18 protein-coding genes are annotated in these 25,065 nt (G+C 25.7%); 7 read left to right on the top strand and 11 right to left on the bottom strand.

Annotated features, from left to right (window positions below; translation table 11 throughout):
- The first annotated feature begins 309 nt into the window (after nt 1-309).
- The 4 genes from mepM to cspE all read left to right on the top strand — a co-directional run bounded on the left by mepM (nt 310) and on the right by cspE (nt 6,519).
- Nucleotides 310-1,170, top strand: a complete 861-nt coding sequence (mepM, locus tag BOBLI757_RS02280) for a murein DD-endopeptidase MepM (RefSeq protein WP_238954647.1) — start codon at nt 310-312, stop codon at nt 1,168-1,170.
- Between the two features lie 1,262 nt (nt 1,171-2,432).
- A complete protein-coding gene (gene zwf, locus BOBLI757_RS02275) occupies nt 2,433-3,929 on the top strand; it encodes a glucose-6-phosphate dehydrogenase (protein ID WP_046305110.1) in 1,497 nt (498 codons plus the stop codon).
- A 950-nt stretch (nt 3,930-4,879) separates the two neighbouring features.
- On the top strand, nt 4,880-5,794 hold the full coding sequence (gene htpX / locus BOBLI757_RS02270) for a protease HtpX (RefSeq protein WP_046305108.1): 915 nt from the start codon (nt 4,880-4,882) through the stop codon (nt 5,792-5,794).
- Between the two features lie 515 nt (nt 5,795-6,309).
- Nucleotides 6,310-6,519, top strand: a complete 210-nt coding sequence (gene cspE, locus BOBLI757_RS02265) for a transcription antiterminator/RNA stability regulator CspE (RefSeq protein WP_046305106.1) — start codon at nt 6,310-6,312, stop codon at nt 6,517-6,519.
- A gap of 247 nt (nt 6,520-6,766) precedes the next feature.
- Here the strand turns inward: cspE and BOBLI757_RS02260 are convergent, their stop codons facing one another.
- The 3 genes from BOBLI757_RS02260 to manX are packed head-to-tail and all read right to left on the bottom strand — an operon-like array spanning nt 6,767 to nt 9,427.
- The gene (locus BOBLI757_RS02260; RefSeq protein ID WP_046305104.1) at nt 6,767-7,621 is read right to left on the bottom strand and encodes a PTS mannose transporter subunit IID; all 855 of its coding nucleotides are present in this window, start codon (nt 7,619-7,621) and stop codon (nt 6,767-6,769) included.
- A 15-nt stretch (nt 7,622-7,636) separates the two neighbouring features.
- Nucleotides 7,637-8,437, bottom strand: a complete 801-nt coding sequence (locus BOBLI757_RS02255) for a PTS mannose/fructose/sorbose transporter subunit IIC (RefSeq protein ID WP_046305102.1) — start codon at nt 8,435-8,437, stop codon at nt 7,637-7,639.
- 24 nt (nt 8,438-8,461) lie between these two features.
- Nucleotides 8,462-9,427, bottom strand: a complete 966-nt coding sequence (gene manX, locus BOBLI757_RS02250) for a PTS mannose transporter subunit IIAB (protein WP_046305100.1) — start codon at nt 9,425-9,427, stop codon at nt 8,462-8,464.
- Nucleotides 9,428-9,872: 445 nt separating this feature from the next.
- Here manX and BOBLI757_RS02245 point away from each other — a divergent pair, with 445 nt between their 5' ends.
- On the top strand, nt 9,873-11,417 hold the full coding sequence (locus tag BOBLI757_RS02245) for a TerC family protein (protein WP_046305099.1): 1,545 nt from the start codon (nt 9,873-9,875) through the stop codon (nt 11,415-11,417).
- A gap of 245 nt (nt 11,418-11,662) precedes the next feature.
- On the opposite strand, the gene pabB is transcribed toward BOBLI757_RS02245, so the two are convergent.
- A complete protein-coding gene (gene pabB, locus BOBLI757_RS02240; RefSeq protein WP_046305097.1) occupies nt 11,663-13,030 on the bottom strand; it encodes an aminodeoxychorismate synthase component I in 1,368 nt (455 codons plus the stop codon).
- Between the two features lie 268 nt (nt 13,031-13,298).
- Here pabB and tsaB point away from each other — a divergent pair, with 268 nt between their 5' ends.
- Nucleotides 13,299-13,961 (top strand): tRNA (adenosine(37)-N6)-threonylcarbamoyltransferase complex dimerization subunit type 1 TsaB, encoded by a 663-nt coding sequence (gene tsaB / locus BOBLI757_RS02235; protein ID WP_320408692.1) that lies wholly within the window; start codon nt 13,299-13,301, stop codon nt 13,959-13,961.
- Between the two features lie 117 nt (nt 13,962-14,078).
- On the opposite strand, the gene BOBLI757_RS02230 is transcribed toward tsaB, so the two are convergent.
- From BOBLI757_RS02230 to xthA, 7 genes are all read right to left on the bottom strand, one after another.
- Complete coding sequence (locus BOBLI757_RS02230; RefSeq protein ID WP_052712349.1) at nt 14,079-14,393, bottom strand: cell division topological specificity factor MinE; 315 nt, start codon at nt 14,391-14,393, stop codon at nt 14,079-14,081.
- Between the two features lie 4 nt (nt 14,394-14,397).
- The gene (gene minD / locus BOBLI757_RS02225) at nt 14,398-15,210 is read right to left on the bottom strand and encodes a septum site-determining protein MinD (RefSeq protein WP_046305093.1); all 813 of its coding nucleotides are present in this window, start codon (nt 15,208-15,210) and stop codon (nt 14,398-14,400) included.
- 25 nt (nt 15,211-15,235) lie between these two features.
- Entirely contained in the window at nt 15,236-15,919 is a 684-nt protein-coding gene (minC, locus tag BOBLI757_RS02220) for a septum site-determining protein MinC (RefSeq protein ID WP_046305091.1), read from the bottom strand.
- 497 nt (nt 15,920-16,416) lie between these two features.
- Entirely contained in the window at nt 16,417-16,929 is a 513-nt protein-coding gene (gene dsbB, locus BOBLI757_RS02215; RefSeq protein ID WP_046305449.1) for a disulfide bond formation protein DsbB, read from the bottom strand.
- Between the two features lie 863 nt (nt 16,930-17,792).
- On the bottom strand, nt 17,793-18,791 hold the full coding sequence (gene gap, locus BOBLI757_RS02210; RefSeq protein WP_046305089.1) for a type I glyceraldehyde-3-phosphate dehydrogenase: 999 nt from the start codon (nt 18,789-18,791) through the stop codon (nt 17,793-17,795).
- 572 nt (nt 18,792-19,363) lie between these two features.
- On the bottom strand, nt 19,364-21,211 hold the full coding sequence (sppA, locus tag BOBLI757_RS02205; protein WP_046305088.1) for a signal peptide peptidase SppA: 1,848 nt from the start codon (nt 21,209-21,211) through the stop codon (nt 19,364-19,366).
- Nucleotides 21,212-21,970: 759 nt separating this feature from the next.
- Complete coding sequence (gene xthA, locus BOBLI757_RS02200) at nt 21,971-22,783, bottom strand: exodeoxyribonuclease III (protein ID WP_046305086.1); 813 nt, start codon at nt 22,781-22,783, stop codon at nt 21,971-21,973.
- Between the two features lie 461 nt (nt 22,784-23,244).
- Here xthA and BOBLI757_RS02195 point away from each other — a divergent pair, with 461 nt between their 5' ends.
- Nucleotides 23,245-24,156, top strand: coding sequence for a sugar phosphate nucleotidyltransferase (locus tag BOBLI757_RS02195; protein WP_046305083.1), 912 nt, complete (start codon nt 23,245-23,247; stop codon nt 24,154-24,156).
- Nucleotides 24,157-25,065 lie beyond the last annotated feature (909 nt).

Below are 25,065 nucleotides of genomic sequence, written 5' to 3'. Positions count from 1 at the left end.
TGTTGTTGTTTATTTTTTGATTTCTATTTTGATAATTGTTTTGTTTTTTTTAAACAAAAAACACCTTGTCAATTGCCATATATAGTGAATAACTTTTATAAATATAGCTTGTATAAAAGTAGTTGTTTTTATATGAATACAACGATTAAATTTAAGCAGTATAACGGTATACAATATTTTAATAGTAAGATTGTAGAATCCATGATATTTCTACGTTTTAGTCCTGTATTATTTTATAAAATTAAACATTTTTTTATGTTTTATGTAAAATTTTTTATAAAAGAATTAATACACAATTTGTTAATGTGTATGTTTTTTCAGATAACAAATGTTTATGATTATTCTATTAATTTGTCATTTAAACAATCTATTAATAGATCATCGGATATTTGGTATAAAAAGATTATTTTTATTAAAGGAGATGGTAATTTTATTTCTAGTATGCGAGAATCTGGGTTTACTGAACATGATGTTAGTGTAATTACTCAAGCTTTACAGTGGCAGTTGGATGTATATAATTTACATCAAGGTGATAGATTTTTAGTACTTATGTCACGTAAACGTTTTGAAAAAAAAAAAAATTATAGTGTTTTATTGGGTATGCGATTATGCACTGGTGGTAAGGATTATTATGCATTTAGAGCTGATGATGGAAATTTTTATAATCTTGATGCAATACGTTTTTGTGGCATTTTTATTCGGTATCCTATTAAAGAAAAGTTTCGCGTTTCTTCTACTTTTAATATGAAGAGGTTAAATCCGGTTACTGGGCATATTTCTCCGCATCGTGGAGTAGATTTTGCTGTACCAATAGGCACTCCAGTTATAACTGTCGGTGATGGTGAAGTGGTAATTAGTAAGTATGGGGGTGTTACGACAGGTAATTATATAGCGATTCGGCATGGTTGTGAATGTGTCACTCGTTATATGCATCTTAAAAAAAATTTAGTTAAAATTGGACAAAAAGTAAGGAAAGGAGATTATATTGCTTTATCTGGTAATACTGGTAGAACCACGGGCCCGCATTTGCATTTTGAAATTTGGATAAATAAACGTGCTGTAAATCCATTGACTATTAAATTATTACATTATGGTAGTTTAAATGGATCTGCTCGTGTTGTATATTTAGCTAAAGTCGAACAAATATTGCCTCAATTGCAATTTAATTAGCTGATTAAATTTATATTAATATTAATACTTATTATTATATGATTGTTGTTTTAGTTATGAATTTTATAAAAATAATAAATTTTAAATAATATATATTGTTTATTTTGTTTTTTATAATATAAAAATATTTAATTGTATTTAATAAATTAATGACTTTATATGTAATGATTTAGTATGTATTAAATGCAATAAATTATTTAATAGTAGTTTTATTTATCTGTTATTAACATTATTTTTTAATATATCGTTATTTTTGTTAATTTATGATATTGTTTTTATTGGTAATTTTAATTCATTATAGATGATAAAGTATTTTAGTATTTTGGTTTTTTATAATGTCGTGCTGTGTTTTGTTTGTATAATTTTATGTTTAAAAGTATTATCAAATTTTTTTTACATTTTGGTTATTAACTTTTATTTTGATAGATATTTATGAATTATGATTTTATGTGTGTTTTTAATAATTTTTATTTTTAATTATATTTTTTATTGTTTTGATACAAGATATTGTTCAGAATGTATTATTTAGTAATTATTAAATATTTATAATATTTATTTATTATATGTTTTATTCATACTTGGTTTATTAATATTAAATGAAAGTTTTTAGCTATTAAGATATTTTTTGAACGTGTTAAGAAAAAAATATTTTTAATTTTATCATTTTGTTTTTTTGTATTTTTAGTTATTTAGAAAATTTTTTATATTTATAAGAATATTTAAGTAAATTATGTTTTTATATGAAGTATTGTTTTTCATTGGGATTAGTATAATAATTTTATATTAATGATTTATTTTGTTATTATTTTAGTGATTTTTTTAATTATTTATACACTATAATTTTGTTAGTGTTGTATTATTAGCAGTATGAAATATATTTAAAAAATATATGTTAGCTTTGCTGCATCTATTTTTAGATAGATGATATTGTGGTTTGTTTGTTTTATAATTTTTATTTAATTGATTTTTATGATTTGAATATATTATATTTTTTTAATTTATTTGTTTAGTATTTATTTTGTAGTGATGTTTGTTGCATAGTTTATTTAAATATGTAGGATAAAAATATATTTTATCTTATCAAACATTTGTGTAATTAACAAATAGTAATTTTTTATAAATAAATTATGTTATTATATTTGCAAATAATACATTTAATTACTTCTATAATAAATGATAATTACGAATGTTTATAGTTATTAATTTTTTTAAATTATGATGTGTAGGTTAAGAGTGTTGTTTTTTCTAATGAGGTAAAATATATGGTAAAGCAGTCTATAGTAGCACAGGCTTGTAATTTTATTATTTTTGGTGCTAAAGGAGATTTAGTACGTAGAAAATTATTACCATCACTATATTATCTTGAAAAAATGGAGGTTATACATTCTTTAACAAAAATAATTGCTGTAGGACGTGCAAATTGGAACACACAGATGTATATTGAGGTTGTTGTTCGTAAATCATTGGAAACGTTCATAAAGGAATCTGTTGATGAACAGGTATGGAAAAAATTTAGCAAAAGATTTGATTTTTGTAATTTAGATGTCAATCATACTGAATTATTTAATGTTTTAATAAATAAATTATCCTTGCAGACACAAATTAATATATATTATTTTGCTATGCCTCCAACCACGTTTGCTGCTATTTGTAAAGGATTAAATTTCATTAATTTAAATCAAGAATTTAATCGTGTAGTCATGGAAAAACCGGTGGGTACCGATTTAGTTTCTGCTCGTGAGATTAATAATCAAGTAGCTAAATATTTTAATGAAGATCAAATTTATCGCATTGATCATTATTTAGGTAAAGAAACAATTTTAAATTTATTAGCATTACGTTTTGCTAATTCTTTATTTATTTCTAATTGGGATCATCGTACTATAGATCACGTACAAATTACCGTTGCAGAGGAAATAGGTATTGAAGGTCGTTGGGGGTATTTTGATAAAATTGGACAAATGCGAGATATGATTCAAAGTCATTTATTGCAAATTTTAACTATTGTTGCAATGTCTCCACCGTCTAATTTAAATGCTGATTGTATTAGGGACGAAAAAGTAAAAATTTTGCAAGCATTACGTGTGATAAATGATGATAGTGTATATACATCTATAGTACGTGGTCAGTATACATCTGGTTTTATAAAAGGTAAAAGTGTTCCTGGTTATTTAGAAGAAATTGGAGCAAATAAAATTAGTTGTACGGAAACTTTTGTTTCTATTAAGGTAAATATTGATAATTGGAGGTGGTTTGGTGTACCCTTTTATTTGCGTACGGGAAAACGTTTAGCTACCAAATATTCTGAAATTGTGGTATATTTTAAACGTCCTTCTATTAATTTATTTCGCAATTCTCATGCAATATTATCTAAAAATAAATTAACTATTAGATTACAACCCGATGAGGGCATGGATATTCAAGTTCTTAGTAAAAAACCTGGATTAGGCCATCAATATGATTTACAGGTTGTTAAGTTAGATTCGAATTTTATTAAGAATTTTCAATGTAAACGTATAATTGATGCTTATGAGAGATTATTATTAGAAATGATGTGTGGTATACGAGTTTTGTTTGTTCGTCGTGATGAGGTTGAAAATGCTTGGCGATGGGTTGATACTGTAGTATCATCTTGGAAAGATAAAAAAGACGTTCCGTTATTAACATATCAAGCAGGCACATGGGGTCCTGTTGATTCGTTTACTATGTTAGAACGTGATGGGCGTTCCTGGAATATTTGTACGGGTTTTAATAAATAATTATTATTATTTAATATTGTATTACTATTAACATAATATTAAATTCAATATTTATTTTACTGCATTTAAGTGATTTTTATTCTTGTAGAACATAAATTTTTTGTTGATGTTTGATTAATTTTAATAATTAGGAAGTTTGTTGATTGTTTATTTGTTGTAAATAATGATTTTTGTATTGAGTTTAATATAATAGTGTTTGTTATTTAATTTTTTATTTTTGTACTGTTTATTAGTATTGTCTATTGTTATTAAGTGAGTTATAATATTATATTGTGACATGGTAATATTTTACGTTTTCATTGTTTTTTGTTATATATTTTAGTATTAATTGTTAATTTATGTGTGATGTTATTGTGTTGTGTATATGATATTGTGATTAATATCATGAAGTTTAATTGTTAAACTTTTGTTACATAATCATTAGTTATAATATTTTGTTGAGTTAAATATATTGTATTTTTTACTAAAGCTTAAGAACAAATATTACAAGATCATGAAAAATATTCCAGCAAAATTGTTTATTGTAATAGATATGTATGTTTATCTTTTAGATAATGTAACATTTTTGTAATTAATTATCAGTTAAGTATAAGTTTTGACATATATTACGTATAATGTTTTATTTTGTAATAGTATTTATATATACAGATATATTTGTATGCCATGTTTTAGATTTTTTGTTATAGTTATATTTATACGAAAATTATATGTATTGATATTACGTATATAAATTTAGTAGTTCATTATTTTTTTGTATTTATTACCAGTTTATTAGTTAATATAAATTAAATGTACCGATATGAATATTGTAAAGTGAGCAATATAAGATATTTTGTTAATTTGCATTTTTTATATTTCAACAATTAAAATAATTTGACTATTTTGTTTATATTTTTGAATTGTGATAAATGTTTATCGAAATAATTTATGATTTAGGAAATTAATGTTTTATGTTTCGAATTATTCTTTTTTTGTTAACTAATTTAGCAGTGATGGTAGTTTTTGGGATTGTTATGAGTTTTAGTGGCATTCAATCTTCTAGTGTTGTTGGTTTGATGGTTATATCTGGTATACTAGGATTTAGTGGTGCTATTATTTCTCTTATGATGTCAAAAACCATAGCCCTGCATTCTGTGAATGGTGTAATAATTGATAAACCTCGTATTGAAATAGAAAGGTGGTTATTACAAATTGTACGTTATCAATCGCAACAATTTGGTATCGTGCCTCCACAAATAGCTATTTATCCTGCTATTAATATGAATGCTTTTGCTACAGGTGCAAGACGTCATTCAGCATTAATTGCAGTAAGTACTGGTTTATTACAAAATATGAATCGTGATGAAATAGAAGCAGTTATTGCGCATGAAATCAGTCATATTTCTAGTGGAGATATGCTGACAATGACTTTAATTCAAGGTATCATTAATACTTTTGTTATTTTTGTATCACGTACATTAGCTCAAATTATATCTAATTTTATATCTTCTCATCGTGATGATGCAAATGAAAAAAATACCCATGGTAATTCGTTTGTTTATTTTATAATATCGATGATATTAGAGTTAGTATTTGGCATTTTAGCTAATTTAATTATGTTATGGTTTTCTCGTTATCGTGAGTTTTATGCAGATGCTGGTTCTGCTAATTTGGTTGGTCGTGAAAAAATGATAGCAGCATTACGAAGATTAAAGATTAGTTGCGAACCTCAAGAATCCAATAGTTTAATATCTTTTTGCATTAATGGTCGTTCTCATTCTTCTTCTTTAAGTGAATTATTCATGAGTCATCCGTCGCTAGATAAGCGTATTGAAGTATTGCGTTCTGGAGTTTACTTAAATAGAACATCTATCTTTTATGATTAAGATTTATGTTAAATATTTTAAATTTTTGAATAGAAAGTTTTATTTTTTTATAGTATATTTATAAATTTATAATAGTGGACAGTATGGTGTGTTAGTATTAGAATATAGGCGAAGGGCATTAATTTCAGTGGTTTACAAAATCAAATGATTATTATTTAATGTTAATTATTGAATTTACTTGTTATAGTAGTTAGGATATAATACAATTTTGTAGACGAATTGCTTAGGTAAAAGATTAATGTATTTTGTTTTGTTTTAAAAAATAAGTGAATATTTAGTAAAATATGTAAGTAGTTTAGTTGTAGTATATGTTAATATAATAAGATAAATTGAAGTGTAATTTCTCAGCATGAGTGTCATTGTGGGTGAAGTAGTATTGTTAGTAGAAGAATGTATTAGTATATTGTTTTTTGTTGAAACCTTATGTGCTTTCAGTTTTTCAAATTAAGTGTGGAGAAATGCGATTTAATTTTTCGTTATAAAGAGATTTTAATACTCTAAAGGAAATATGTAAGATGGCAAAAATAAAAGGTCAAGTAAAATGGTTTAATGAATCTAAAGGTTTTGGTTTTATTACTCCGGTGGATGGTAGTAAGGATGTGTTTGTTCATTTTTCTGCAATTCAAGGTAATGGTTTTAAGACATTGTCTGAAGGACAAAATGTAGAATTTGAAATACAAGATGGACAAAAAGGTCCGTCAGCTGTTAATGTAATTACCTTATAAATTTTCTATAAATTTATATTATATAATATATTCTGTTTTATAGAAAGTTAAGATTAAGTTTAAAGTTGTAAAAATATTATATCTTAAAATAGTATAATTATATTAAGTTTGATATTGTGCATTGCATTGAGTCAGGTTAAATCACAAGGCCACCACACACGTTTAAAAGCCGAAAAATTTCTTTTCTCATTAAACAAAAATATTTCCAGGCTTTTAAACGTGTGTGGTGGCCTTGTGTTGTGATTTATTAACTTAAAAAACCAATCCAACTTCCCAAAATACCTAGTACAAAAAAACCTATTATAATCCATAATGCGTTTATTTTTTTACGTAATAGCCACATAGAAATTAAAGTTAATAATAATGGAACTAATCCAGGCATCAATTGATCTAAAATAGATTGTACAGTAGTGACTGTATTATTACCGTCTTTGTCAGTGATTTGAGTTATAACATATGGAATATTAACATGAGTCCATTTATTCACTAATGCTCCCATAATGAATAATCCTAAAATTGATGCTCCCTCTGTTAATTTTTTCAGTAAATCTTTGCTCATATCAGTAATTATGCTAATTCCTTTATGATAACCATAAGTTATTCCAAAATAACGAGTAGTTAATCTTAATATATTGAATGTAATAAAGAACACGCACGAGCCCAACAAACTACCGGTCATAGCAATACTAGCTCCTAAAGCAGCAAATATTGGGCGTACAGTACCCCAAAAAATAGGATCACCTATTCCGGCAAAAGGACCCATCAAACCTATTTTTACACCACTTATGGCAGCATCATCAATTGCAGATCCATTTGCTCTTTGTTCCTCCATTGCAATAGTTACTCCGATTATAGGTGCAGCAACATAAGGATGGGTATTAAAAAATTCTAAATGTCTTTTTATAGCTTGTTTGCGATTTTTATTATTTATTGGATATAAACGACGGATTATTGGAATGATAGAGAAACAAAAACCTAGGGCTTGCATGCGTTCAAAATTCCATGAACCTTGAAAGAGGTTTGAACGTATAAAAACAGCTCTTAGATCATTAATTGTTATTTTTTTTTGAATAGTATTATTATTATCTATATTTTTATTCATTATTTTAATCCAAAATTAATCTAATTCGTTATCGTAATTATTATTGTTATTTGTTAGTTCGTTTGTTGTTGATATTTGATTATAATGTGGAGATAATTGGATATAAAGAATGGCCATAATAGCACCAATCACTCCTAGTGCTATTAAATTAAAATTAGTAAATGCTATGATAACAAATCCTAGATAAAAAAAGGGCATTAAATATCCAGTACGCATCATATTAATCACCATAGCATAACCAACAACGACAATTATACCTCCAGCAATGCTTAATCCCTTAGTGATTACTTCGGGTATTGAACTAAGTAAGTTATGTACTGTTTCAGTATTTACTGAGATTGCTATAATCATTGCTGGTATGGCTACACGCATTGCTTGTAACATAAGAGCGCTGATATGGATCCAATTTAAAGCTAATAAATTTCCATGTTTAGCTGCATCATCCGCAGCATGTTGAAAACCAACTGTAATAGTCCGTACTATAATTGTTAACACTTGTCCTGCTGCAGCTAAAGGAATTGCTAATGCTATTCCTGATCCAATACTTTGGTTGCCAATAATAACCAAGAGGGTAGAAATAATAGAAGCTAGAGCAGTATCGGGTGCTACTGCAGCACCGATATTCATCCATCCGAGTGCTATCATTTCTAATGTACCACCAACAATAATACCTGATGTTATATCTCCTAAAATACAACCGATTAGTGGACAAGCTACTAAAGGTCGATGAAATTGAAATTCATCAAGTATGGAACCCATTCCTATAATAGATGAAGCGATAAATAATAATATAAGTTGAAGTATAGTAATATCCATAGTAACTTTCCTGAAAGTAAAATTTTATTTATTTATTTTATTTTTTATTAAATCCATTATTTTTAATGGTGAATCAGATATAACTTTACGTACTTCTAAATCAATACCTATTTTATTAAGTTTTTTGAACGCATCAATATCTTCTTTATTTACCGAAATAGCATCATTAATTTGAATTTTTCCTTCTTGAAAGGCCATACCGCCAATGTTAACTGAAGTGATAGGTACTCCTCCTTCAATTAAACGCAGTACATCATTAGGATTATTAAATAATAACATTACTCGATCTTTAGCATATTTAGGATTATGAAATACACGTATTGCTTTAGATATACTTACAACATGAGCAGTTACTCCTGGAGGAGCTATTCTAGTTAATAGAGTTTTTCGAATTTCATCTTTTGCTACTTCATCACTGACTACAATAATACGTGATACATTCGTTTCTTTAGTCCAACGAGTCACTATTTGACCATGGATTAATCGGTCATCAATACGAGCTAAATTAATAATCATATGCTTATTATTAAAGTTATTAACATCTGAGGTGTTGTTTATGTCATTCAAAGATTTTGTATGAATTGGTTGTACCAAGTTTTTTGTAGATTTAATTGCATCACGGCCATTATTGATTGCAATATTGATTAATTTGTAAAAGGTAATATTTTCGTCATTTCTAGCCATAAAAATTTCAGTTAACATTGGAATATTAACACCCGTAATGATATCGTAATTTTTTTTTCCTACAATGATAGAATTAGCGATATTAAATGGTGTGCCACCCCACATATCAACTAAAAATAATACTCCTATTGTAGTGCTTAAATTTTCTAAATTTTTTATGAATTTTTTTTTGAGTATTTCAGCATTGTCTTCAGGCAAAAAATTTACCCAAGATACGTTATCTTGGGTACCTAAAATCATTTCGGTAGTCTTTAATAAGTTTTCGGCTGTTGATCCGTGAGTGCTAATAATTACAGCTATGCTCACTATATACCTCCTTACAATTTTGTTAATTAATTTCTTAATTTTTGTGAACACAATGCAACGTATTCAATTAATGTTGAATAATAATAATAAATAAAATGTACTATAAGGTAACATTAAATACAGTAATGTCTTTATTTTGATATCAATTAAGACGATTTTGTAATAAATTAAAATATTTTTATAAATTAAAATTTAATAATACCTTGTGATGTTAATTAACGACTTATTATCTTTGATACAATTATATAAAACATGTGTAAAATTAATGTTTAATTACATATTAATATTATATGTTAAAACGTACTCATAATAATAAAATATTTAATTTTTTACAAGAACTATACGATTATTTTTTAGTAAAATTTTTAAATTATTTTGTTGTTTTTTAAAACAAATAAAAATATGCCATTAATAATTTGCATACAGTGGTTTTATGGAGATCATCATGGAAATTTTTATGGATATTTCAGTGTGGATAGGGTTATTAACTTTAATAATATTGGAGATTGTTTTAGGTGTAGATAATTTGGTTTTTATTGCTATTTTAGTTGATAAACTTCCTTACAAACAACAACGTGATCGTGCATTAATAATTGGTTTAATTTTAGCATTAGTTATGCGTCTTGCTTTATTATCATTAATTTCTTGGTTTGTAACTTTTACATGGCCATTATTTAATTTTTTCTCATTGGTTTTATCTGGTAAAGATCTGATTTTGTTATTTGGTGGTGTATTTCTTTTGTTTAAAGCAACAGTTGAATTGCATGAACGATTGGAAAATAAACCTCATGATAATAATAGTAGTTCTGGTCATGCTAGTGTATGGATAGTTGTAGTTCAAATTGTAATTTTTGATGCTGTGTTTTCTCTTGATGCAATAATAACTGCTATAGGTATGGTAGACCATTTATTAATAATGATCTTGGCAGTGATTATTGCTACATTTATTATGTTAGTAGCTTCTCGTACATTAATTGTTTTTATAAAAAAACATAAAACGGTAGTAGTACTTTGTTTGAGTTTTTTATTAATGATAGGTTTAAGTTTAATTGCTGAAGGTATTGGTTTTTATATTCCTAAAGGTTATTTATATACTGCTATTGGATTCTCAATTTTAATTGAATTATTTAATCAAATAGCCTATTTTAATTTCATTAAAAGTCAATATGCTAAACCTATGCGTGAACGTACTGCTGAAGCTATAATGAGATTAATGGGAGGTGAAGAAATTAAATCAGATTCTAATATAGTAGAGCCGATTATTCCGTTGCACACGGAATATTTTGCTGAGGAAGAACGTCATATGATAACTGGAGTTTTATCTTTGGCTGCTCGTCCTTTACGTAGTATAATGACTCCACGCAATAAAATTTCTTGGTTAGATTGCCAACGTCCTATAGAAGAATTACGTACTATTTTAATTGATACTCCTCATAATATGTTTCCTGTATGTAATGGTGAATTAGACCAATTAATCGGTGTAGTGCGCGCTAAAGATTTAATAGCTGCAGTAGCTAATGGTGAACAAGTTAAAACTTATGCATCAGAAAATTCAGCAATTGTAGTTCCAGACACTTTGGATGTGTTAAATTTATTAGAAGAATTACGTCGTGCAAAGGGTAGTATGGTTCTGGTTTCTAATGAATTTGGTATTATTCAAGGTTTAATAACTCCTTTAGATGTATTAGAAGCTATAGCAGGTGAATTTCCTGATGAAGATGAAACACCGGAAATAGAAGTGACACAGGATGGATGGATAGCTAAAGGTACTACAGATCTTCATGCATTACAGCAGGCGTTAAATACTCAAGATTTAGTGCGTGAATGGGACAACATTGTATCTTTGGCTGGTTTACTATTATCTCAATGTGATCATATTCCAATGGAAGGTGATGTATTAATTATTAATGAATGGCAATTTACTGTTTTAAAAATGGTAGAATATCGTATTGAGTTGGTTGCTATTAAATATATAAGATCAAGATCTTGATGTAGAAATAAATGAATTAATATGTGATTTTTTATGATTATATTTTATAATTATGTTTTTAATGCTACAATAGAATGAATGTACAGTTTTATATATGTAGTTTATAGGAAGATTTATTTTTAATTTTAATGAGATTATGAGATTAATAAAATTGTATTACGTTTAATAGTAATTACTTGTTAATATTTTATTTTTTATTTTTTTAAATTAATAAAATTAATTTTTAATAATTGTAATAAACTATTTTAATAAATGGGATATTTTAACGGAAAAATTATAGTGGAAACTTTGTCTAACATTTCTTGATATTCTAAATGTTCATCGCTGTCTATAACGATAGCAGATCCTACTGAACAAAATATTTTTTGTTTTTCGGTAATTAAACTTCTAATGAGGATATTAGAATCCATATTTCCACAACAACTTAAATAAGCAATACTGCCACACCAAACATTACGACGATGCGGTTCTAACATGTCAATGATTCTCATTGCACTTATTTTTGGTGCACCAGTAATAGATCCTCCGGGAAAACACGCTCGTAATATGTCAGATGCGAATAGGTTATTGGGAAGGATTCCTGTAATAGTACTAACCATATGATGTACTGCAGGAAAGCTTTCTATTGTAAATAACTTAGGTACTCGTACACTACCTGGTATTGCTATTTGCCCAATATCGTTGCGTAATAAATCAACAATCATTAAATTTTCTGATTTGTCTTTTTGTGATGTTATTAGACGTATTAATTGTTTTTGGTCAATGTTAATATTTTTATTTCTAGATATAGTTCCTTTAATTGGTTTAGTGTCTATTTTTGTACCTTTTAGACGTATAAAACGTTCTGGAGATAAACATGATATAGTATGATGTGTTAAACGAATAAAAGCTGAAAATGGTGAGCGGTTTTGATTTAATAAATGACGAAAGGCTATCCATTCGTTTCCTGTATAAGATGCACAAAAGCGTTGAGCTAGACAAATTTGATAACAGTCTCCATTTTGTAAATATTTTTGTATTGTTTTAAATTTTTTTTTGTATTTTATGGGATTCATGTTAGTAAGCCATGGACTTTTTAGACAAAATTTTTGATTTTTAGTAAATATTTTGTTTTGATTTATCCAAGATAAGATTTTTTTAGGATTGTCATGGCTTATTAATGTTGTTACATATAAATGATGGTCAGTTATAATAGTCCAGCGATATAATCCTATAGCCATATCAGGTAAATTTAGGTCTCGTTTAGCTATTGTAGGTAATTTTTTCAAATATCTAATTAGATCATAACCAAATACACCTATTAAACCTCCCTGAAATGGCAGGTTATCGTTTTCTTTAGTTTTAATATTAGCATAATTTATTTGCTGCTGTAATATTTTAAATGGGTCATGATTACTGTTTATTTGATATTTATTTTTATGTTTAATTCTAGTAATGCCGTTTTTACTTGTTATGGTTACATGAGGAGAAGTAACTAGTATATCAAAACGACTATCTGGATGATCACTATGTCCGGAATGAAGCAACATAGACCATGGTTTATGGGCTATTGATGCAAATAGGTCCAATATAAAATTATGTCTATAAGGTATATTTATTATATATGGATGCATAAAATGTTTTTGTTTTTATTTATTTATAATCATTTTAATAAAATTACATGATAATATAAATGTGTTGTATTGTTCAATGATTAATTATAAATTTTTATTTTTTTTAAAAAATTTTATATTGTTTATATGTATATATTTTATTTGGTTGAGGTATGTTTTTATATTGTTGTGTGTTTGATTATGTTAATATATTATGATTTTTAAATTTTACACAAATTTGTTATATTTTATGTTTTAAATTTAGATTTTTTAATACTTATAAGGAAAGATATTTATTAAAATATTAGCGTTTAGTACTTCTACTGCAATGTGTTCCGTAGCATTAATGGTGAGTAATGATATTATAGAAAAATCTGTAATATTCCCATGTGGGCATGCTCAAAAAATATTATTAATGATTCATCGTATATTAACTCAAGCGGGTATAACATTAAAAAAAATTGATGTTTTAGTGTTTCTTCAGGGTCCAGGTAGTTTTGTTGGTACACGTATTGGGATAGGAGTAGCGCAAGGTTTATCGTTAGGTTTTAATTTGCCATTGATAGGAATTTCTACTTTAGCAACATTAGCTCAAGGAGCTTGGAGAAGATTTGGTGTTAATCAAGTTTTTACTGCCATTTATGCTTGTACAGATAAACTCTATTTTTCTTATTATAGACGTAAAAGTAATGGTAGATGGTTGGGTAGTAATACTGAAATGTTAATTTCAATTGCAGAAATTAATGATATTTTGTTCAAATTGAAAAAGGAAGGTGTTTTTGTCGGTGATGGTTGGAAAAATTATTCAATGTTATTTTCTTCAAATAGTTCATATATATATTTAGATGAAATATTGTATCCAATAGCTAGGGATATGATACCGTTGGCTTTACAAAAATGGGATGATGGTATGTTATGCAAGTCTGATGAGGTACGACCTATTTATTTATAAAATGAGCATGTAGTTTTGTTTATTATTTATAGCTTTCATGAATCATATTTTATGGTCATAACTTATTTAGATAAGTATTTTAATTATTTATTATATTAAATCATTGGTTTAACTTATTTAATTATCAAAATTTGTGAGTATTGAATTTTTTTTGAAATTTTGTTTGATATTTTTAGTGAAAATAATTTTTAATTCTGATATGTCGGGATTATTTTTTGTTTTTTGAAGTTGTATAGAAATAATTTTTATATTTTTTTTCATATATTGACAGACAATTTTGGTTAAATCATTTTTAAATTGAGACGAATAACATAAAGGTGATTTGTTGTTGTTTTTTTCTTTTTTGCTTTTGTTAAGAATATTTTGCAGTCTTTTTTTTGCAACATTGGCTGAGTGTTTTTTTCGACAAATCCAAAAATTGAGAGAAAGCATATTTTTATCTACCTAAAAAACGTCTTATAAAGTTTTTTTTATCGTTTTGAATAAATCGTAAAGGACGAAACTCTCCTAATAAACGATCGACCATGTCTGAATAAGCTTGACCAGCTTTAGATTTTTTATTTAGAATTATTGGAATACCTTGATTAGATGATCTTAATACTGATTTGTCTTCAGGTATCACTCCAATTATGGGAATTTGTAAAATCTCGACTACATCTTCTATGCTTAACATGTCACCACAACTAACTCTTTTTGGATTATAACGAGTTAATAAAAGATGTTCTTTTATTTTTCCAGTGTTATTTTCAGCGTGTTTAGATTTAGAAGATAAGATGCCAAGAATCCGATCTGAATCATGTACAGATGAGATTTCAGGGTTTGTAGTAATGATCGCTTCGTCAGCAAAATATAACGCCATTAAAGCACCAGTTTCTATTCCTGCAGGTGAATCACATATCATAAATTCGAAATGCATATTGTTAAGATTATTGAGTACTTTTTCCACTCCATTTCGTGTTAATGCATCTTTATCTCGTGTTTGTGATGCGGGTAGAATGTATAGAAGCTCGGTGTGTTTATCTTTAATTAAAGCTTGATTTAATTTTACTTCATTTTGAATTACATTGATAAAATCATACACTACTCTTCTTTCACATCCCATAATTAAATCTAAATTACGCAGTCCTATGTCAAAATCAATTACTACAGTTTTTTTGCCTTTACAAGCTAATCCTGTAGCAATAGCTGCGCTTGATGTTGTTTTTCCAACTCCTCCTTTTCCTGAAGTGATGACAATTATACGAGTCATAAAAATATATTTCCTTTTTTTGTGTCTAAAATAAATTTTGAATTATAAGTATTTTATCTTGTAAACGTATTTTTACGGATTTATTTAAGAATTTTGTTGGTAACTGCTCATGTAACAAATATTTACCACTAATAGATATAACTTCCGGCAAGAAATGAGTACAAAAAATTTGACATGTTTCATCACCTGATGCTCCAGCTATAACGCGCCCTCCATTCATTGTACCATAAATATGAATATTACCGTCAGAAATAATTTCGGCTCCATTATTTATGTTATGTGTAATAATTAAGTCACTATTACGTGCATATATTTGTTGTCCGGATCTTATTGGTATATTTATTATTTTTGTTTTTTTTATATTATTTTTTTGTATATTTGGTATTGCGTGTTTTGAGTATTTTGTCTTTATTATTTCTTCATTAAGAATGGGCACGCCACTTTTGAGAATAATGTTTCTTAATATATTATTTCTACAATGACATACACCTATGATGCATAATCCAGTATCTAATATCGCTTTATATATTTGTGTCCAATGGTTTGGATGAACAATTGTTTTAACGCTAATAACAATAGGAACATTGTTAAAAAAGTTAGGTGATTGTTTAATTTTTTTTTGTATTTTTTTATATATTTCTTCGGATGATATATCATGAATATAAATTATGGATAAATTAAAATTACCAAATTTGAATTTAATAGACATTTTATTAATTTGTTTGTGTTTAAAGGTTGTGTTTTTCTTTATGCAAGAGGGGTTATTTATTTTATTAAGTTGTTTATATAATTGTTATTTAATAGTAAATTTGAAAATTAATAGTTTATTTCTATATAAAAAATATTATCAGAAAAATTGAATAAATTAAATAATTCTTTGTATTAATATATAGATATTAATTTTTTTGATTTTATCAATTTTTATATACATTTTTGTAATGTAGAATAAAATGTATTATAAAAATTCTCGTATCTTAATGTTTATATAATTGTTAAAATATCATATTATTTATTTATATGAAATTGTTTATCATTTGTTTTTTAAAAAATGCATATTACTAAATATAAAATGTATTTTTGTTTATGTTTATATTTTAATATTGTGTTAATTAATTAATATTAAATTTCTTGATATATATTCGTTGTAGTAAGTAAGTTAGTAAATTGTAAGTATATGTTTAATTCTATTTGTTTAAATACAGTATATTATGATTTTGTTTTGAAAAATTGTGCTATTAAAACGAATATACATGCAATTAAATATATTCCAAAAATAATTAACATCCATTGCGACATTTCTAGTGATAAAAAAAACCATTTATGTTCTGTACAATCTCCGCTTGCACTAAAGATTGCGGGTAGCCATTTATCTAGTGGTAACCAGGATGGAAAATCTACAAAAAAGTCACATGTCACAAAAGGAGAAGTATTTGATTGTATATCTATATGTTTTTTTGCTAATAATAAACCTTGACTCGCATTATATAACCATATAAATATTCCTATAAATCTTAGCGGTGTATTGGGAGCAATTGCTCCAATTAATCCAGCAGCAATGATGCCATATAAAGTACAACGTTGATATATACATAATACGCAAGGATCGAATAACATACAGTGCTGCAAGATTAATGCTATTATTTCTAAAGTAGATGCGCTTATTATCAGTAATAACCATGCGTGACGAGTTTTAAAGTAAGCGTTTAAAGAATTTAACATGCGTTGACCTATAAATATTGTCAAAGAATATAAACATTATTATAATGATAGTTTAAATATAAAATAACTATTAATTAAATATGTTCGTTAAGCAGAGTATTTATATGTGTTTATTTATTTTTTTAAAACGTGTAGATATATGATATATATACATGAGTTATATTGCAGTAATGAAAATACATAATATGTATATTATGTGTTTATGTTTGTTTGTGTATTATATAATAATATTGTTGTTTAACAATTTTAATTATTAATAGGCCTACACTATATTAGTATTATTTACATATATAAATAATTCGATAAGTATTTGATAAATTAATTTAAATCAACATGTTAAAATATTTTAAATTTAAATAATAAAATTGTCATTTGTTGTTTTTTTGATAAGTAAAGTTACAAAATGTAGATTATACAGGATTAATCATGTTATTTATTATAATATTTAATAAAAATTAAAATTTTTAGAATTTGATTGATATTTATTACTTTATTGTTAAGTATTTTTAATTTTTATACAAAGTGTTTGTTTAGTATATAATATCTATGTAGTTTAACGTATGAGAACATATTATTCTGTTATTTTTGGAATTTGTTATTGTTATGAAGACTATTTCATAATTATAAGAAAAAAATTTTACTTTACTTTTGTTATTTAGTCATTAATTATTAATGACGTAACGTTGTTTTTATATAAAATATGTTATTATTATGATAATATTGCAATATATGTTATAGTTTTTTTGATAGACACTTGGAAGTGTGTAATTTTTCAACAAGTTCCTTATAATATTATGGTAATAACATTAATTTATTTAATTAAATTTATATTTTAAATATATTAATTGTTGTAATTGTACAAATCATCTTTGTGTAATGTAATCAATTAGATCTAATATTTTATTTGAGTAACCAGTTTCATTATCATACCACGAGATTAATTTTACAAAATTTCTATTTAATAGAATACTGGATTTAGAATCAAAAATAGATGTTAATTTATTACCATTGAAATCACTTGATACTATTTCTTCGTCAGAGTATCCCATGATATTTTTCATTTCATGTGCAACAGCATGTTTAATTACATTACAAATATCTTCATATGAAGATGATGTTTTTATACGTACAGTTAAGTCAACAACCGAAACATTTGATATTGGTACTCTAAAGGAAATGCCAGTCAATTTATTATATAGTTCTGGAATAACTTTGCTTACAGCTTCAGCTGCTCCAGTGGAAGTTGGTATTATGTTTTGATATGCACTTCTTCCGCTACGCCAATCCTTATGAATTGGACTATCTACTGTTTTTTGTGTTGCAGTAACGGCATGTATTGTAGTCATTAATCCTTCAAGGATAATGAAATTATCGTGTATTACTTTTGCTAATGGAGCTAAACAGTTAGTAGTACATGAAGCATTTGATAGTATATTTTCACCATTGTATTTATGGTGATTAACACCCATTACGAACATTGGGGTGTTATCTTTAGATGGTCCTGTTAATATTACTTTTGAAGCTCCAGCAATTATGTGTTTATTTGCATCTACTGTTGTTAGAAACATACCAGTAGATTCGATGACCACATCGACTTTTGATTCTTTCCATGGTATTGCAATAGGGTTTTTTTCTGTTGTATACTTTACGTTTTTGCCGTTAATGATTAATCTATTATTTTTTATTGTTACTGATCCTTTAAATTGCCCATGAGTCGAGTCATATTTTAGTAAATAAGCTATATGTTCTATAGATAACAAGTCGTTTATGGCAACAATTTCCATGTTAACTCGTTCTTGTGCAGCACGTAAGGCGACACGCCCAATTCGTCCAAAACCATTAATACCTATTCTAATAGTCATAATATCCTCTAAATAATTTTTAGTAAAGTTAAAATCAAATATATAATATATATATATATTACTGTAAAAAAATTTTATTAGTTTGTTGTTTGAAATTATAATGATTTATTATTATAAAGTCACTATATTTTATATGTTAACAAATTTTAAAAAATTAGAAGGTTTGCTATGTTATATTGTGTTTCAGTGTTTTTTGCAGTAATAATATATTTAGTTAGTACATCGTAGTAGTTTACCGATAGTCTACATGCACGTATATTAGGTAATGATATGTTGGTTGCTCAAAAATTTTAATATATATATATATTGTATATGTTGATTTAATTTTGTTTTTATTTTTATTTTATGTAATATATAGTGATTGTATATATGCTTTGTTGTGTCGTGATTCTATGTTTAATGGTATAATGTATATATTTAATTATTGTTAGTATTTTATTAGTATTTTGTTGATTGTGATTTATATTGGTTTTATGTTGTAATAGATCATGAATAAATTGTATGTTGACAATTTGATGTTAACTGAATATTTTGTGTGTATTATTTTTAATAAAATAATTTTTCATGCGTTACTATATACAATAGGAGGATAAAGTAATTGCATAACAGTTGTGTGGATCATTTTCTTTAATTTTAAAATCAATTAGTTGATAGATTAATTGATTTTTATCAATTATATTATTAAATTTTAAAGCAGATGATATTGTTTTGTTACATAATCCGTTGATTTGTGTTAATAACATATCGATTAAGTTTACTTCTTCTAAATACCAAGTCAATTGATACTCTTTAATATTAGCTAGTTCAATTGCTTTATTTACGGCATCATCAAAATCACCTAAGTTATCTATTAATCCTTTTTGTAAAGCATCAGTGCCAATCCAAATTCTACCTTGAGCAATTTGATCAATTTCTTGTGGAGATTTATTACGAAAATTAGCTATAGTATGTATGAAATTTTCATAACCTTTTTTTATATAAATGTGCATCATTTTTATGTATTCATGTGGTAGTTCTTTACTAATGGATATATTAGCCAAGGGAGAAGTAGATACGCCATCAGTATGAATGCCAATACTGTCAAGAGATTTTTCAAATGTGTTAATAATGCCAAATATACCAATAGAACCAGTTAATGTATTGTCATGAGCAATGATAGTGCTTGCTGGTGTTGATATCCAGTAGCCACCTGATGCTGCCATACCTCCCATAGATACTATTATGGGTTTACCAGTTTTTTTTGTCAGTAATAGTTCTGAGCTAATTGCTTCAGCGGCATTAACACTGCCTCCTGGACTATTAATTCTAAAGATAATAGCTTTAATGTCGTCATTAATTCGTGCATCACGAATATAACTGATGATAGTATCACTACTTACCATTCCTGGTGCATCTGATCCATCTATCACAGTGCCATTGACGAAAATTACTGCAATTTTGTTTTTTATTTCTTTTGTTGGTAGTAGTTGATAATCATAGATACTAATAGAATTGAATGAATTATTTTTTTTGTTTAAACCAAATTTTTTAATCATTATTTTTTCAAACATTGATTTAGATATTATTTCATCGATTAATTTATTTTTTAATGCATATTGGGCTGTATCTCCGTGCAGATTTTGTAAATCATTTAGCAGTATTTTTATGTTTGGAAATAATTGTTGTTTTGTAATTTGCCGATTAGTTGCTATGATATTTAGGTAATTTTGCCATAATTTTTCTATCCAATATTTCTCCATATATTTTGCTTCATCAGACATATTATCTCTTAAAAAAGGTTCTACTGCGGATTTATAGGTACCAATACGGAAAATGTAAGTATTAATTTTAAGTTTATCAAGTAGTGATTTGTAATAGAAATTATTAGTGGAAATGCCATGTATATCTATTGCACCATGAGGCGCAAGATAAATTTTGTTAGCATAACTGGCAAGAAAATATTGTGCTTGACTGTAATGATCACTTATAGCATAAATTATTTTTCCTGTATCACGAAATTCATTCAATACTTTTCCAATATATTGTAAAGATGGTTGATCTGTTCCTGTGAAATTTTTTAGAGATAATATTAACCCTGTAATATTAGGATCATTTTTTGCTTGGCGTAGTAGGGCGATGAAATCAAACAATGAATTTTCTTGTAATTTGTTTTTAGGTGTGTTTATTAGTTCTTTGCTTAATCGACTAAGTTTATTATTAATTGTCACTTTATCTACAATAGTACCTGTTATATCTACAATTAATGCTGCATTTTTTATTGAATTTGATATTGTATTAGTACGATGAACAAATAAGTATAACCCTATTATTGATATGATTATTAATAATAGAATTAAATTCATTATAAATTCTCTAATAATTTTCAATATATTCCAACATTGTGCGAATACAACATAAACAATTTTCCAAAATTTCTGCATAATATCCTCAAATAATAAAAATTATGTAGCATTATAGTACTTTTAAATATATGATTTAACGATTAATATGGTTTTAGCTTGGTTTTGTTTTTATATGTATAAACTATTTATATTGCAATGAATTATGGTATGTCTATTGAATTAAAATATTACAGTAAATTAAAATTTTGTAACTCTGCATTATAAATTAATATTTTCTTATATGTCTATGTTTATTAGATATTTGATAAAATTATTTTTGTTTTAATTTTTAGTTAATAATTTAATATAAAATATGATATGAATTAAAGTATTTATAAAGGATGTCACAAATTCATGATTATTAAAGTTACATACAAGACAATATAGTACAGATAAGATATATATCCTGTAAATAAATTTATATTGTTTCTGAATTAATAGTAAATAACGTTTTTCATTTTATAATTTTAAAATTACTTAAATAATTGATTTTTATTTGTTATATTAATATGAGTAAATATTTTGATTTTACGTTATTTGTTTGTTATTTTTATATTTGTGGAATATATTTAATTTAAATTAAAGAGGGTTATATTGAGAGTTGATTAAATTTTTAGGTTGATGATATTTAATGACTTTATTACAAGATTACGATAGGTAAGTTACGGTAATACAATCTGTGTGTAGTGTATTGTGTTATTGTGTATAATAATTATTATTAGTTAGAGTGTTAGTTTATGCATAACGAGATAGTTATTAATAGTAGTTTGTATAGAATCAATAAATAATAAAAAATTTTTAATTTTGTATGTAAAAATCTGCCCATATTGGAGCATGATCTGAGGGTTTGTGCATAGCTCTAATTTCATAGTTAATGCCACTATCTTTGAGAAAAGATATTAAAGGATATGAAGCTAATAATAAATCTATACGCAGGCCTTTGTTATTACTAAAAGCCTTTGATCTATAATCGAACCAAGAATATCGATTGTTGACTTTTGGATATATGTGACGGTATATGTCAATTAGACCACAATTTAATAAGCTATTTATCCATTCTTTTTCTTCCGATAAAAAAGAACATTTACCTGTTGCTAACCACTTTTTATAATTTTTTTTTCCAATACCAACATCTAGATCATGAGGAGATATATTCATATCTCCCATAATTAATAATAGTGATTTTTTATCATAATTATTTTGTATAAATTTTTGTAAATTTTTGTAAAAATTTTGTTTATTTGTAAATTTAGTTATATTATTACGGTTTTCTCCTTGAGGAAAATATCCATTGATTATAGTAAGTAAACCGCGGGTAGTGACGAATTCTGCCATGATTATGCGTGCTTGATTTGTATTAATATCGGATATGAAATTGTTTTTAGTAGTTAATGGTTTTTGACGGCATATTAAAGCAACACCGTAGTGTTTTTTTTGTCCGTGTTGGTAAATGTGATATCCGTAGTTAGCAATTTTTGATGTTGGAAAGATATCGTCATGAATTTTGGTTTCTTGTAACGCAAGAACGTCTGGTTGTAATTGAATTATTATTTCTTCGAGTTGATGAAAATGCGCTCGCAAGCCATTGATATTAAATGATATAAATCTCATGTTTTTATAACTTAATTGTTTAATGATATATTAACTAAATAATTTAATATTACAATCAAGTTTTAATTTATCTAAAAGACTGTATTTATTTTAATTTTAGGATCACATGACAAGTATAATTTTTTAAAGGATTAAATTTATTCTCATGTTATTAATTTTTATAGTGAATATATATACCTTGTGTGTTGTATACATGTAAATTATTTGTTTAAATTTATAGTTTTTAAATTATATATAAATTTTTAATATTTTAATTATTTTATTTGTACCTTGTTTATTATATTGTATATTGCTATTTTTATTTAATTAAAATAAGTGTTATATTGTTTTATTATTATCCTTGAAATGTCAAATATATAGTAAAAGTTATTATATTAATTACATTATATACAATTTAAAATCAGTGTTGAAATTTTAATATTAAGATATAGTTTTATTTTAAAAGAATGAGATATTATTATATGTCTAGTGGTAATAATAAAAAATATGTGAATAAGGCGGTGATACCAGTTGCGGGTTTAGGAACACGAATGTTACCTGCTACAAAAGCAATTCCTAAAGAAATGCTTCCATTAGTAGACAAGCCACTAATTCAGTTTGTAGTTAATGAATGTATCATATCAGGTATAAATAATATTATTTTAGTTACTCATTCTTCTAAAAATTCTATTGAAAATCATTTCGATACTAATTTTGAATTGGAGACTGTGTTGGAAAAACACGCTAAGTTTAAATTATTAGCGGAAATAAAATCTATTTGTCCATGTAATGTTACGATTATAAATATTCGTCAAGGTTTTCCTAAAGGTCTAGGTCATGCGATTTTATGTTCTTATCCTTTGGTTGGTGATTGTCCTGTGGCGATTATTTTGCCAGATGTAATAATTAACGAGTCTTGTTGTGATTTGTATACTGATAATCTTGCTGATATGTTACAACGCTTTTCAGATACAGGTTATAGTCAAATTTTGGTTAAACCAGTACAAGATGTTATACATTACGGTATAGTGCATTGTCAGAATAAAATTTTACAACCTGGTGATCATGCAAAAATAATTGGAATAGTAGAAAAACCAATTTCAATAGATAGTGCCCCATCTAATTTAGCAGTAGTAGGACGTTATGTTTTTTCTGCTGAAATATGGAATACATTAAAAATGCTTCCTATGCAAGATAGAGAAGAAATCCAATTAACACATGCTATTTCTATGTTAATAAATAGAGAAATTGTTGAAGCGTATCATTTAAAAGGATTTAGTTATGATTGTGGCAGCAAGTTGGGTTATATGCAGGCATTTGTTGATTATGGATTGCATCATAAGACATGGGGATATGATTTTAGAGTTTGGTTAAAAGAATTATTATGTAATTGATGTTTTATTTGTTTTTTAATTGTATATTTTTATTACATATAAAGGTATTAATTAATTTTATTTAACAAGTAAATTTATAATTTATTTGTTTATCGATTGTTATTTATGTATTGGTATAATTTAGTATTATTAGAATTGTTTCAAGAATGTGATATTGAATTATATTCTAATAAAAACTAAACATTATAATTTATAATGTAAAATTTTAAAATTATAAATAAGGTGTAAATATTTATAGACATATTTTAGTTGTAGTTTGGTTAATAGTGTTTTTTGTTGTTTTTTGCAAGAAAAAAATATGATTTGTATTTTATATACTAAAAATTTTGATTATCAATTTATTTAAGATTACAATTATAGTGAATATTATGTTTAATTACAAAATTGAGTAATATAAACTATAAAATTTTACATAAAGAATATTATATACAGTTAAATTTATATAATAATGACATATTTTTTATATATATAGTTGATTGATATCGTTTTTTTAATATATATGAGCATTTAATTTATATAAATAATTTTGATATGGTGTTTAAAATTATAATGCGTTGATTCAGGTATTAATGTTTAGTTATATGTAAATAGATATTGCAAATAATGTTACAAAATAAAAATTGTTTTTATCTTTAATTGATGATGTTGTTTTTAACAAATCATCATTTTATTAAAGATTTAATTTATATTTTATAACATGGTTTTAATATTGCAGTTAAAATACGTTAGTTGTACAAGTTATAATAATAGGTATAGAGATGTTATAGTTAATATTGCATTTTTTGTATAGTAAATTTTAAGTTAGATGGAATATTTTTGTTATATTGGATTAAAATATTTTAAATTAGTATCGTTTGTGTTCTTGGATATTATATGTCATAATAATTTGTTATAATTTTTTGTTTTTAA

Source organism: Blochmannia endosymbiont of Camponotus (Colobopsis) obliquus, assembly GCF_000973545.1.
Lineage (GTDB): Bacteria > Pseudomonadota > Gammaproteobacteria > Enterobacterales > Enterobacteriaceae > Blochmanniella.
This window is presented reverse-complemented; position numbering and strand designations above follow the sequence as displayed.